The 12,668-nt window shown below is 65.0% G+C and carries 10 protein-coding genes and 1 tRNA gene; 5 read left to right on the top strand and 6 right to left on the bottom strand.

From position 1 onward, the window contains the following. Positions 1-20: 20 nt before the first annotated feature. Complete coding sequence (locus EAH73_RS03405; protein ID WP_140465067.1) at positions 21-953, bottom strand: hypothetical protein; 933 nt, start codon at positions 951-953, stop codon at positions 21-23. Between the two features lie 106 nt (positions 954-1,059). On the opposite strand from EAH73_RS03405, the gene EAH73_RS03400 reads away from it, so the two are divergent. The 3 genes from EAH73_RS03400 to EAH73_RS03390 all read left to right on the top strand — a co-directional run bounded on the left by EAH73_RS03400 (position 1,060) and on the right by EAH73_RS03390 (position 5,221). Continuing rightward, the gene (locus EAH73_RS03400) at positions 1,060-2,121 is read left to right on the top strand and encodes a glycosyltransferase family protein (protein WP_140465066.1); all 1,062 of its coding nucleotides are present in this window, start codon (positions 1,060-1,062) and stop codon (positions 2,119-2,121) included. Between the two features lie 113 nt (positions 2,122-2,234). Continuing rightward, complete coding sequence (locus EAH73_RS03395; RefSeq protein ID WP_161599437.1) at positions 2,235-4,289, top strand: peptidylprolyl isomerase; 2,055 nt, start codon at positions 2,235-2,237, stop codon at positions 4,287-4,289. Positions 4,290-4,417: 128 nt separating this feature from the next. After that, positions 4,418-5,221 (top strand): mechanosensitive ion channel family protein, encoded by an 804-nt coding sequence (locus EAH73_RS03390; protein WP_140465064.1) that lies wholly within the window; start codon positions 4,418-4,420, stop codon positions 5,219-5,221. Between the two features lie 17 nt (positions 5,222-5,238). On the opposite strand, the gene EAH73_RS03385 is transcribed toward EAH73_RS03390, so the two are convergent. Then, positions 5,239-5,955 carry an energy transducer TonB gene (locus EAH73_RS03385; RefSeq protein ID WP_140465063.1) on the bottom strand — a complete coding sequence of 239 codons (717 nt, stop codon included), beginning with the start codon at positions 5,953-5,955 and terminating at the stop codon, positions 5,239-5,241. 165 nt (positions 5,956-6,120) lie between these two features. Next, positions 6,121-6,456, bottom strand: coding sequence for a cupin domain-containing protein (locus EAH73_RS03380; RefSeq protein ID WP_140465062.1), 336 nt, complete (start codon positions 6,454-6,456; stop codon positions 6,121-6,123). Between the two features lie 154 nt (positions 6,457-6,610). Here EAH73_RS03380 and EAH73_RS03375 point away from each other — a divergent pair, with 154 nt between their 5' ends. Both EAH73_RS03375 and cysK read left to right on the top strand, forming a co-directional pair. Continuing rightward, a complete protein-coding gene (locus tag EAH73_RS03375) occupies positions 6,611-7,450 on the top strand; it encodes a serine O-acetyltransferase (RefSeq protein ID WP_140465061.1) in 840 nt (279 codons plus the stop codon). Positions 7,451-7,513: 63 nt separating this feature from the next. Continuing rightward, positions 7,514-8,437: a cysteine synthase A gene (gene cysK / locus EAH73_RS03370; RefSeq protein ID WP_140465060.1), complete on the top strand. Its 924-nt coding sequence runs from the start codon at positions 7,514-7,516 to the stop codon at positions 8,435-8,437. A 103-nt stretch (positions 8,438-8,540) separates the two neighbouring features. Here cysK and EAH73_RS03365 read toward each other — a convergent pair whose 3' ends face one another. The 3 genes from EAH73_RS03365 to EAH73_RS03355 form a co-directional block, all read right to left on the bottom strand. Continuing rightward, a complete protein-coding gene (locus EAH73_RS03365) occupies positions 8,541-8,747 on the bottom strand; it encodes a heavy-metal-associated domain-containing protein (RefSeq protein WP_140465059.1) in 207 nt (68 codons plus the stop codon). 168 nt (positions 8,748-8,915) lie between these two features. Beyond that, positions 8,916-8,989 (bottom strand) — tRNA-Ala (locus EAH73_RS03360). Between the two features lie 187 nt (positions 8,990-9,176). Then, positions 9,177-12,347 (bottom strand): carboxypeptidase regulatory-like domain-containing protein, encoded by a 3,171-nt coding sequence (locus EAH73_RS03355; RefSeq protein WP_240047123.1) that lies wholly within the window; start codon positions 12,345-12,347, stop codon positions 9,177-9,179. Positions 12,348-12,668: the final 321 nt, after the last annotated feature.

Below are 12,668 nucleotides of genomic sequence, written 5' to 3'. Positions count from 1 at the left end.
TATTGTTCCTGGCCAGTGCCCTAGCGCCGGCTGGCCGCCGTGGGAATGCGGAACTGGAAGCCCAGCGAGGGCACTACGGTGAGGCCACTGAGCGAGGTGCTGGCCCCGTTCAGCAGGGCGTAGTCGCCGTAATTTTGGTAGAAAAGCGACACGGCCGGGATGACGTAGAAGTAGCGGTAGCCGAGCTTGAGGTTGACGAAGCCGCCGAACGACGAGAAGTTGCGGCTGGTGGTGGGCAGGGCGCTGACAACTTGGTTGTTGGAACCGTAAATTTTGCTCGGCGCGAACCCGTACGTAACCCAGCTGTGGGCGTACACCACGCCGTAGCTGATGGCGCCAATCTCCTCCTCGGGCCCGAACGACTGGCTGAAAATGACCGGGATGAGCAGGTCGTTGCGGCTGGCGCGCAGGTTCAGCAGCGAGTTGATGTCGGAGAGGAACGGCAGCGAGGGCAGCTTGGCCCGCTGGGTGGCAAACTGGAGCCCGATGCTGGCGTAGGTGGTGCCGCTGGCGGCCCCGCGCCCGGGGTTCTCGACCGAGCCCACGGGGCCCAAAAACTGGTACTGCGCATCGAACACGTGCGAGCCGAAGGCGTACTTGTAGCCCGCGTCGAGGCGGGGCACAATGCCGTAGCGGATGCTGAGGTCGGCGGTGGGCTGCACCGGGTCGAGGATGTAGGCCAGGGCGGCGGCTTGCAGGTTTTTGACCGAGCCGCCGTAGCCCACGGTGTCTTTGCCCACGGCCTGGCTGGCGGCGTCCTTCAGGGCCGAAGTAGCCTTGGACAGAGGCGCGGAGGCAATATTAAAGCCTTGGTTGTAGGCCACCCGAAATTCGCCCTGGGGCGTGACTTTGCCCGTGGCCACAATGGCGCGCGGGGCCGAGCACGAGGCGGCCATCAGGCCGGCCAGGGCCCCAAGTAGGAGGCGGGAGGGGAGGGGTAGGCGGGTTTTCATACAGCAAAAAAAGGGAGTTGGGAGCGGCAAAACGAAAACCGGGCCGAAATTGGGGCCCCGGGGCCCCGTGCGCATCTTTGCGGCTTCTCCCGCCAGAAAAAACATTATGAACATTCTCTACGGTGTGCCCGGCGAGGGCCTGGGCCACGCCACCCGCAGCAAGGTGGTGATGGCCCACTTGCTGGCCCAAGGCCACGACGTGCGGGCCGTGAGCAGCAGCCGCGCCTTCCACGTGCTCGACGCCGCGTTTCCCGGGCGGGTGCTTGAAATCCGGGGTTTTCACTTGGCCTACAAAGGGTTGGCCGTGAGCAAGTCGCGCACCTCGGCCCTGATCCTGCGCACGGCTCCGGCAAGCTTGCAGCAGAACTTCCGGCAGTACCAGCAGCTGCTGCACGACTTTGAGCCCGACGCGGTGGTGTCCGACTTCGAGTCGTTCAGCTACTTCTACGCCAAGGCCCACGGCCTGCCGGTGGTCAGTATTGATAATATGCAGATTATCAGTCGTACGCGGCTCGACGTGGCCGTGCCGCGCGAGGAGCGCGGCAACTTCCAGCTGGCCAAAAATATCGTGCGGCTGAAGGTGCCCCGCAGCCGGCACTACTTCGTGGCCACATTCTTCACGCCGCCGGTGAGCAAGGCGCGCACCACGCTGGTGCCGCCCATCATTCGGCCCGAAATTTTGGCCGCCCGTCCTACCGCGGGGGCCCATATTCTGGTGTACCAGTCCGCCACCACGCAGCACGATTTGGTGGCCCTGCTCCAGCAACTGCCCGAGCAGGAGTTTCGCGTGTACGGCTTCAACAAGGAGGAAAGCCACGGCAACGTACAGCTCAAGGCCTTCAGCGAAGCCGGGTTTATTGCCGATTTGGCCAGCAGCCGCGCCATCATCACCAACGGCGGTTTTTCGCTGATTTCGGAGGCTGTGTTCTTGCACAAGCCCATTTGCGCGGTGCCCATCCCGGCGCAGTTTGAGCAGTGGCTGAACGCCGCCGAGGTAGAAAAGCTGGGCTACGGCCGCCACTTTGGGGCCATCACGGCCGAAAACATCCGCGCCTTTGTGGATGGGCTGCCGGGCTTCGCGGGGGCCCTGGCCGGCTACGCCCAGGACGGCAACGCCGTGCTGTTTGCCAACCTCGACGCCTGCCTGGCCGGACTGGCCGCCGAGTAAGTTGTTTGTTGCTAGCTGTCCATTATTTAGCTGCCGGCTGATTTGTACATCGCTGACTTACAATGGGCAACTACCAGTTGATAACTAAAAAATCGTTTAATACCTTGTTTCGCATGACGTTACTTCTTTCGCGCCGCTGGGGCTTGGTGCCCACCGTGCTGCTGCTGGCCGCCTGCGCCCGCACCCCACGGCCCAGCGCCGGGGCCCTGGTGCCCAACAAATACGCCGACGCCACGCTGCGCGAAATTGGCACCGCCCAGGACGAGCGCAACGCCGCCGCGCTGCTGCCCTTCCTGAAAAACGACCGCCCCGCCTACCGCCGCGAGGCCGCCCTGGCCCTGGCATCGGTGCAGGCCCGCGCCGCTGTGCCCGCTCTGCTGCCCGCCCTGCGCGACGCCGATCCCGGCGTGCGCCGCGCCGCCGCCTACGCCCTGGGCCAAACTGGCGACAGCCTGGCCGTGGACAGCCTGCGCGTGCGGGTGCTGCAAGAGCCTGACGCGCTGGCGCGCCGCTACGCCCACGAGGCCCTGGGCCGCTGCGTAACGCGCGCCTCGCTGCCCGAGCTGTGGCGCGTGCCCGTGCTCACCGATACGGCCCGCGCCGGGGCCCAGGCCTGGGGCCTGGCCCGCGCCGCGCTGCGCGGCCTCAGCTCGCCCGAGGCCATCCGGCGCACGGTGGTGCTGCTCAATGACTTTAAGCTGAACGATGCCCCCCGCCTAGCCGCCGCCACGGCCCTTGCCCGCACGCCCCGGATCCTCAACGCCGACCTGGCCCGGCTGGGCGGCAGCCCGCTGCTGCGCCTGCTAGCGCAAGACCGCTCCTATGCCGTGCGCGCCGCCGCCGCCACTGCGCTGGGCCGGCTGGCCAGCCCGCTGGCTGCCCCCGCCGGGGCCCCGGCGGGGGCCCTTGGGGGCCCCGCGCCGCTGCCCGCCGCCGCCGGGGCCCTGCGCCGCGCCGCCGCCCGCGACGCCGACTACCGGGTGCGCGTGGTGGCGCTGCGCGGCTTGCCCGCTGGCCCCGCCGAGTACGGCGCCAGCCGCGCCACCGTGCTGGGGGCCCTGAACGACCGGCGCGAGCCCGTGGCCCTCACGGCGGCCGAGTGGCTGCTGGCCCACGCCCGGGGCGAAACCGGCGACGCCCTGGCCGCCGAAGCCACCCGGCACGACGCCTGGCGGGTGCGGGCCACGCTGCTGGCCGCCGCCCTCAAGGTGGCCAGCCCGGCCAGCCGCCCCAGCATCGCGGGCACCGTGGAGAAGCGCTACGGCGCGGCTACTTCGGTGTACGAAAAGGGCTATTTGCTGCAAGCGCTGGGCGAAAACGCGGGCAGCTTCGACTTCTTGCAGCGCGAGGCCTTCGCCGCGGGGCAGTCGCCGGTGGTGGGCGGCTACGCGCTGGGGGCCCTGGTGGCCGCCCGCCGGCAGCCCGATTTCCCGGCCGGCCGCCAGGCCGATTTCGCGGGGGCCCTGCGCCAGGCGTTGGCCGGTGGCGACGTGGCCCAGCTCGGCACCGCGGCCGAGGCTTTTGCCGACCCCGCGCTGGTGCCCGCCGCCGCGCCCGCCGACCTGGAAGCCCTGCGCCGGGCCCAGTCCAACCTGCAGCTCCCGCGCGACATTGAGGCCTGGCAGGGCTTGCAGCAGGCCCTCGACAAGCTAAACCACGCCCCGCAGCCCACGCCCAGCCCCGTGGGCCAGGCCCGCCAGCACCCCATCGACTGGGCCCTGGTGCAGGGCATTCCGGCCAACCAGCGCGTAAAAATCAGCACTACCCAGGGCGACATCGTGCTGGAATTGAAGGTGAACGATGCGCCCGGCTCAGTGGCCAGCTTCGTGGCGCTGGTGCGGCGGAGCTTCTACAACGGGCTGTATTTCCACCGCGTGGTGCCCGATTTTGTGGTGCAGGGCGGCGACCCCCGCGGCGACGGCTCGGGCAGCACCGACTACACGCTGCGCTCGGAGTTCGGCGACCTGCGCTACCAGGAAGGCAGCGTGGGCCTGGCCTCGGCCGGTAAAGACACCGAGAGCTGCCAGTGGTTCATCACCCACACGCCCACCCCGCACCTCGACGGCCGCTACACCATTTTTGCCCAGGTAGTAAGCGGAATGGCCGTGGTGCACCGCCTCGAAATCGGGGATAAAATCGTGGCCGTAGAGCTGGTAGCCAACCTGTGAGAGCAAAGCTGTTTTGGAAGTTAGGGTTTTCAGAATTGAACGTCATGCTGAGCCTAGTCGAAGCATGACGTTCTAACTACTTCTTAAATAGCTTTAATAAATCATTTTGCATTGATTAACAAGTATTTATGCTGTTGATTAACAATCCTTTTACTAGCGAGCGGCTGGCGGGCTACGCCACGCAGCTGGTGTCGCTGGTGGTGCTGTACTTGCCCCGGCTGGCGGTGGCCGTGCTGGTGCTGGTGGTGGGCTGGTGGCTGATTGGCTGGGCCAGCCGCCTAGTGGCCGTGGCCACCGAACGGCTCGATGTGTCGCTGCGCTCGTTCCTCACCAGCATGTTCAGCATTGCCTTTAAGGTGCTGCTGCTCATTAGCGTAGCCGGCATGGTAGGGCTGCAAACTACGTCGTTCGTGGCCATTCTGGGGGCGGCGGGCTTGGCCGTGGGCTTGGCGCTGCAAGGCACGCTGGCCAACTTTGCGGGCGGGGTGCTCATCCTCGTGTTCAAGCCGTTTGTGGTGGGCGACGCCATCGAGGCCCAGGGCAAAAGCGGCGTAGTGCAGGCCATCCAAATCTTCAACACGCTGCTGCTCACGCCCCACGGCGACACGGTGATTTTGCCCAACGGCTCCACGTCCAACGGTGTGATTGTCAATAAGTCGTCGGGCAAGCACGCGCTGGTGGAAATCCAGGTAGACGTGGACGCCAGTACCGACGTGGCCGCCCTGCGCGCCCGCGCCCTGCCCGTGCTGCGAGCCGACCCGCAGGTGCTGGCCGCTCCCGCCCCGGCGGTGGACGTGGTGGCCATCAAGGCCGGCACCACCACGCTGGCGTTCCGGGCCCACACCCTGCCCGGGCAGGACGGGGAAGCTTCCAGCCGCCTCCTCGAAAAGTTGCAGCCAGTAATATTTCCGCCCAAGCCGGCCGCCGCGTAGGGCCCCCGGGCGGGCGGCTACGGCCGGAAGGTGAGGGGCACCACGAAGCGCACCGCTACGGGCTCGCCGTTGCGGCGGCCGGGCTTCCAGCGGGGCTGGCTGGCCACCACGCGCAGGGCCTCGGCGTCGCAGGCCGGCGTGAGGCTTTTGAGCACAATGGGCCGCACCACGGCCCCGGTGGAATCGACCACGAACTGCACGAGCACTTGGCCGGCGGGGCGTGGCTGGGTTTTATCGGTGGGGGTGGGGTAGCGGGCGTGCGTGGCCAAGTAGCGCATCAGGGCCGCTTGGCCGCCGGGAAACCCTGGCATCTGCTCCACCAGCTGGGGCACGCCGCCGTCGGAGGTGGGGAGCTGGGGGATAAAGGTGAGGCTGGGCTTGGGCGTGCCGTCTTCGTGCCAATAATCCCAATTGCCCGTCCGTTTGCCGTTGGCGTACCGGCCGGTGGCCTCCGGCTGGCCCGAGCGGTAGTAAAACGTGGCGGGGCCGTCGCGCACCACCGGGGGCCCCGGGCGGCCCATGGCCTCAAACTGCCGCTCGCCGGTGAGGTAGTAAGTTTGGATGCGGCAGCGGCCCGCTTCAAGCGGCGTCACCCACCCAAAAAACACGGCGTTGGCCCGGCTTACGTGGTGCCAGCCGGCGTCGAAAAACGTGGTGTCGCGCCGGGCCGGCGGCGCCTGCGCCCAGGCCCCGGCACTGCCCAACCCCAGGGTTAGCAAAAGGCAGAATTTCATGCAGAAGCGCGCCGCCAAGGATAGTTGCGGAGCGTGCAGTAAAGAAAAAATCGGCCGCGTGTAGCGCGCGTGAATGCCCGCCTAAACGCAACGCGGCCCCGGGGCCCCTAGCGTAATAACTAGGGGCCCCGGGGCCGCGCTTATTTGGATAAAAGCGTCGCGAGGTTACTTGCCGCCGTGCACCTGCGAGGGGGGCGAGGTAGCCTCCACGGCCGAGAAGCTTTCGAGGATTTTGTAGGTGTGCTCGGCGCCCTGGGGCACCACCCACGAGTTGCCCTGCTCCAGGATGACCACCTGGCCGGCCAAGTGCAGCTCGGCCTTGCCGCTGAGCACGTAGCCCACGGTTTCGTAGGCGGCGGCGCTGGGGGCCTTGGGCTCGCCGGGCTGCTCGTTTTCCCACATGCGCATGGATACGTGCTTGCCGGAGGCTAGGAATTTTTCGCCCTCGGGGCCCTTGGGCGAGTGGCGCGAATCAACTTTGGTGATGGTGGTATCGGACATTTTAGAAGGATTTAAAGCAAAAAGAAAAGCACTGATTGCTGCTAGGCTAACGGCCGGCACCGGGCAGCGGTTGCCCGGCCGGCCGCAAACCTTCCGCCGCCGCCGGGGTTGAAACGGTTTGCCTTTGCCTGTTCACCCTTTTGCTTTCGTTGCCGTGACCGCTGCTTCTGCTGGTTTTGCTGCCCACCTCGCCCAGGCCCACGCCGCCGTGCCCGATGCCCTGCCCGGGGCCGCGTTCTGCGCCCTGGCCGATAACCTGCTGGCCCTGCTCTTCCCCGAGCGGGCCGAGCGCCCCCTGGCCGGCGCCGACGCCGTAGCCGCCGAGCTGCACCGCTTCCGGGCCGAGCTGGGGGCCCTGCTGGCCGCCGTGCCGGGCCTGCCCGCACCGGCCACTACGCTGGCCGAAGAGTTTGCGGCCCAGCTGCCGCTGCTGCGCGAGGCCCTGCTGCGCGACGCCACCGCCATCCTCGCCAGCGACCCCGCCGCCCAGAACCGCGCCGAGGTCATCAGCACCTACCCCGGCTTCTACGCCACGGCCCTGCACCGGCTGGCCCACGCCCTGCACCAGCGCGGGCTGCCGCGCCTGCCGCGCCTGCTGGCCGAGCACGCCCACCAGCGCACGGGCGTCGACATCCACCCCGGGGCCCGCATTGGCCCGGCCTTCTGCATCGACCACGGCACGGGCATCGTCATCGGCGAAACGGCCGAAATCGGGTCCAACGTGCAGATTTACCAGGGCGTCACGCTGGGGGCCCTCAGTGTGACCAAGGGCTTGCAGGGCCACAAGCGCCACCCCACCATTGAAGACCAAGTGGTTATCTACGCCGGCGCTACCATCCTGGGCGGCAGCACGGTGGTGGGCACGCGCAGCATCATCGGCGGCAACGTGTGGCTCACCGAGAGCGTACCCTCGCACTCGCGCGTGTACCACCGCGCCCAAATCCATATTTCCCGCACCGAAGACCCCGCCAACGAACTCATGTTTTCGATTTAATGGTTGGTGCTTAGGCTGCCCGGCCAACGATTTATCCCCCCAACAATCGAACAATTAAACCAAATGAAAGTCAATAACATCCTCGAAACCATTGGCCGCACGCCGCTACTGCGCCTCAACAAGCTATTTGCCGCCACCCGCCCCGACGTGGAGGTGTGGGTGAAGCTGGAGCGTACCAACCCCGGCGGGTCCATTAAGGACCGCATCGCGCTGGCCATGATCGAGCAGGCCGAAAAAGACGGCATCCTCACCCCCGACAGCCTCATCGTGGAGCCCACTTCCGGCAACACCGGCGTGGGCCTGGCCCTGGTGGCCGCCGTGAAGGGCTACAAAATCACGCTCGTCATGCCCGAGAGCATGAGCATCGAGCGCCGCCGCCTGATGGCCGCCTACGGGGCCGGCCTCGAGCTGACGCCCCGCGAAAAAGGCATGAAGGGCGCCATCGAGAAGGCCCACGAAATTGTGGCCGCTACGCCCGGCGCCTGGATGCCCATGCAGTTTAATAACCCCGCCAACGTGCGCATCCACGCCGAAACCACGGCCCAGGAAATATTGCACGACATGCCCGAGGGCTTCGACTTCCACATCACCGGCGTGGGCACCGGTGGCCACATCACCGGCGTCACGGAGGCCCTCAAGCCGCTGTTCCCGAACATGAAAACCTTCGCCGTCGAGCCTGAGGCGTCGCCCGTTATCAGCGGCGGGGCCCCCGGGCCCCACCCCATCCAGGGCATCGGCGCGGGCTTCATCCCCGAAAACCTGCACACCGACATCCTGGACGGCGTCATCCAAATCAGCCAGGCCGAGGCCTATGAGATGACGCGCCGCGCCGCCCGTGAGGAGGGCCTGTTCTGCGGCATCTCGTCGGGCGGCAGCCTGGCGGCCATCGCCAAAAAACTGCCCGACGTGCCCCAGGGCGGCCGCATTCTCACCTTCTGCTACGATACCGGCGAGCGGTACCTGTCGGTCGACGGCCTGTTTGTGTAGGGCCCCGGGGCCCCCACTGCGGCGCGCACAGGCCCGCTGGGTGCAAACGAAAAGAGGGCCCGCTTCGGCGGGGCCCTCTTTTCGTTTTCAGAAGTATTCGGCGCTAAACGGCCTGGGCCTCGAAGCCGGCTTCTTGCACCAGCGCGGCTACCTGCGGGGCCCCCAGTGTGGTGTGCACCGTGAGCAGCTTATCGGGATTAGCGGTGTCGACCTGCCAGGCCTCGATGGCGGGCTCGCCGTTGAGGGCGGGGGTGATGGCGCGCACGCAGTTGGCGCAATTGATGGTGGTTTTGAAGTGCAGGGTATTCATAAGTGTAAAGTAGGAGCGGGGCCGCAATGCGCGGCCGGGTGGGTAACGCGCCAGGGCGGCTTTCCGTGCCGGGGCCCCGGTGCAGGATTGTGCGCGCAGGCAATGCAATTTGGCCTGGCCCGGACACAAAAAAGCCCGGTACGCAAGCGAACCGGGCTTTTGAGAAAGTGGAGAATATCGGAGTCGAACCGATGACCTCTTGCATGCCATGCAAGCGCTCTAGCCAACTGAGCTAATCCCCCATTTTGTGGGTTACCGCGGCGCCTATTGCGATTTGGTTCTGCAAAAGTAAGGCCCCGGCGCACATAGGCAAGGGCCCCCGCTACTTTTTTTGCCTCGCCAACGCCAACGCCCAACTAATCAGCTATAAAAAAAGCGGGCGGAACCGAAGTTCCGCCCGCTTTCCGGGATAACAGGGGCCTGGAAGGCTTAGTTGAACGAGTAGCGCACGCCCAACTGGCCCTGCCAGCGCGACAGGAAAGGCGCGAAGCCGTACGACTGGCCACTGTTGGCGAAGCTGGTGGGGAACGAGAAGGTGGGCTGGGCCCCGGCGTTCGTCGATTCCACGCGCAGTAGCTCCACGGCGTTGTTGTTTACCACAAACTGGCGGCCCCAGTTTTTATTCAACATGTTGCCCACGTTGAACACGTCGAAGGAGATTTCCAGCATGTTTTTGTTGGCCAGGAAGAAGTCCTGGGCAATGCGCATGTCCACTTCGTGCGTCCACGGCAAGCGGGCGGCAAAGCGCTCGGCGTACTCGCCGCGGTGGGTGCGCAGGTAGGGGTCGTTCTCGATGAAGGCATCCAGCTGGTTCTGGATGGTGGCTACGCTGCGGGTATCGGTATTGCCGCTGGGCACCAATACGATCTGGCTGGCATCGCGCACGTTGGTGGGGATGTAGAACAGGTCGTTGCTGGGGTTACCGTCGCGGTTCAGGTCCGTGTTCTGGCCGTAGATGTAGGTGAGGGGCTGGCCCGACAAGCCTTCGTAGAACAGCGAGATCTTCGTGGCCATGTGGTTGTTGGCGTAGCGGAAGGTGTAGCCCGACGACGCGATGAAGCGGTGGCGCTGGTCGTTGCGCGAGTAGCCCAGCTCCGGGTTGTTCGGGTCGCTGATGATCTGGTTGAAGCCGTAGTTCGAGGAAGCCGTGCTGCTCGAGCCGCTGTTAATTTCCTTCGACACGCCGTAGGTGTAGGCCACCATGGTGTTCAGGCCGCTGGCAAACTGCTTCTGCAACTGCACCGTGGCGTTGTAGCGGTAGCCTTTGCTGGTGTTGTCGAGCAAGTACACGTTGGTAAAGCTCTGGTTGATGCGGCGCAGCGCCGTGGTAGCCGCGTACACGGGGCGCTGGTCGGGGCCCGCCAGGCGGCCCACTGGGGCAGTTAGGTTCAGGTCTTTGTAGTAGATGTCGTTGAGGGTTTTGGTATAGAGGCCTTCCACCGTGGCTACGATGTCGCCGGGCAGGCGGAAGTCCACGGCCAGGTTCGAGCGCCACACCTGGGGCAGCTTGAAGTTGTTGCTAACCAGGTTGATCTGGCTAGTGGCAACGGGTGCGTAAGGGCTCGTGGTGTACACGCGCTGAATGTCAGCCGGGGTGAGCGGAATGGATGGCAAAAAGGTGCCCGAGGCCGCCGTCTGGTCCACACCGCCCTGAATCAGGCCGTTGTTGGTGTAGCTGTTAGACAGCCACACGAACGGTGCGCGGCCTGAGAAGATGCCGGTACCGCCGCGTAGCTGCACTTTGCTGTCATTGTTCACGTCCCAGTTGAAGCCGATGCGCGGCGAGTACAGTACCTGGCCGCTAGGGGTGTTGCTGGTTTTGTACTGGTCGCCAAAGCCGGGGTAAGCGCGGCCCGATACAGTCGTGCCTTCAGTCACGCCGGCGTTGTAGCCGGGCTTGTCGAAGAACACGGGCACGTCAATGCGCATGCCCAAGGTCAGGCGCAGGTTTTCGGTCGGGCTGTACTCGTCTTGGAGGTAGGCCCCTAGCTGGGCGGCCTTGAACTTGGCTTCGCCGTTCTCGGCCGTGGGGTAGCTGGCCTGGATGCGGGTGGCGCGGCCGTTCTCAAAGTTGGCAATCGAGGAGAAGGTGTAGTAGCCCGCGCCGTTGTTGAGGAACAGGTTGCGGAACTTGAAGCCTTCGTTGTGCGTGCCGAGCGTGATGGTGTGCTTGCCGAACGCCTTGGTCAGGTTGTCGGTGATTTCCACGATGTCCTGGTCGAGCTGGTTGGCTACCGAGCTGCGCTCCTGGCCCAGGTTGTAGGTGTTGCCGCTGTCCGTGATCTGGTAAGCCGGGCCGGGGGCCCCCAGCACGTCGCGCGAGTCGCGGATGGCCGTGTACGTCAGGATGAGCTTGTTGGAGAGCCCGCCGCTGAAGCGCGAGTTCAATTCGGCCACCGTGCTGTTGGTGATGTTGCTGAAGCGGTAAGCGTTGTTGCCGAAGCGCAGGTTGTTATTCGTTCGGGTGATGTTGTCGTCAAACGCTTTCACGAAGTTGTGGCGCAGCGTCAGGGTGTTGTTTTCCGACAAGTTGAAGTCGAGGCGGCCAAAGATTTTGTTACTCTGGGTGTTGCGCACCAGGTCGCCGGAGCTGCCCACGTCGTAGCGCCCGTAGCGGTCGGTGTTGGCCGCGGTGGCAATGCGCTGCACGTCGGCAACGCTGATGCTCGACTCCGGGGAGCCGGGCAGGAAGCTCACGGGCGTGTTCACGCGCTGGAGCTCGGCGTTCAGGAAGAAGAACACCTTATCCTTCACCAGGGCCCCGCCCACGCGGAAGCCCGTCTGGTAGTTGTAGAAGTCGCCCGCTTTGGTGCGCGGCTCCGTCACGCTCAGGCCCGTCGTGTTCTGGTTGCGGCCGAAGCCGTAGATCGAAGCCGAGAAGTTGTTGGAGCCCGAGCGCGTCACGGCGTTGATGCCGGCGCCGGTGAACGAGCCCAGGGTAACGTCGTAAGGAGCCAGCACGACCTGGATCTGGTCGATGGCGTCGAGGGCGATGGGGTTGGTGTTGGCCTGCCCGCCGGGCGTGCCCGAGGCAGCCAAACCGAACACGTCGTTGTTCACGGCGCCGTCGATGGTGATGTTGTTGTAGCGGTTGTTGGAGCCGCCAAACGAGCTGCTGCCGCCGCCGCCGGCCTGCGGGGTGAGGCGGGTGAAGTCGGTGAGCGAGCGGTTGATGGTGGGCAGGTTGCTGATTTGCTCGCGGCTCACGCTGGTTTCGGCGCCCGTGCGGCCCGAGTTGATCACCGGGTCGCGGCGGCCAACCACGGTCACCTCGTTCAGCGACGTCGTGGCGTCGTCGAGCTTGATGTCCAGGCGCAGGTTCTGGCCCAGGGCCAGGACGATGCCGTCGCGGGTAACGTCGCGGTAGCCGACGAAGCTAACCCGGACCGTGTAGGGGCCCCCAACGCGCATGTTCTGGATGTTGTAGCGGCCGTCGGAGTTCGTCGGGGCTACGTACTGGGTGTTGGTGGGCGTGTGCACGGCAATCACCGTGGCCCCGGGCAAAGACTCGCCCTTCGAATCGGTAATGGCCCCGTTAATCGATGCCGTGGTGGCTCCCTGCCCCCAGCCTAAGTGGGCCGTGAGCAGCAAAACCGCCATTAGCAAGAAATGGTGTAAACGTAGATTTCTCATAAAATGGAAAAATGGTTAAAAAGGGCATTGTACCAACGTGAGTACAAATGTACACGGCACGCGCAAGCCTTACCCCGATAATTGCTCGCTGCCGAACTGAAATAGTTAATTATTAAAAAATATATATAATATAATATTAATAAAAATAATCCTTAAAAAAGCAGCTTAGTCGTGGGTTGGCTGCGAATAATTATATTATATGCCCCCGGGTTTCAAAATATCATGCATTGCCCTCGCCGGGACGGCCGGGGCCCTAAAAAAAAGGAGCAGGAAAAATTCCTGCTCCTT

It is taken from the genome of Hymenobacter nivis (assembly GCF_006439025.1).
Lineage (GTDB): Bacteria > Bacteroidota > Bacteroidia > Cytophagales > Hymenobacteraceae > Hymenobacter > Hymenobacter nivis_A.
Note: the sequence above shows the minus strand (reverse complement) of the source record. Positions and strands in the feature narration are given on the sequence as shown.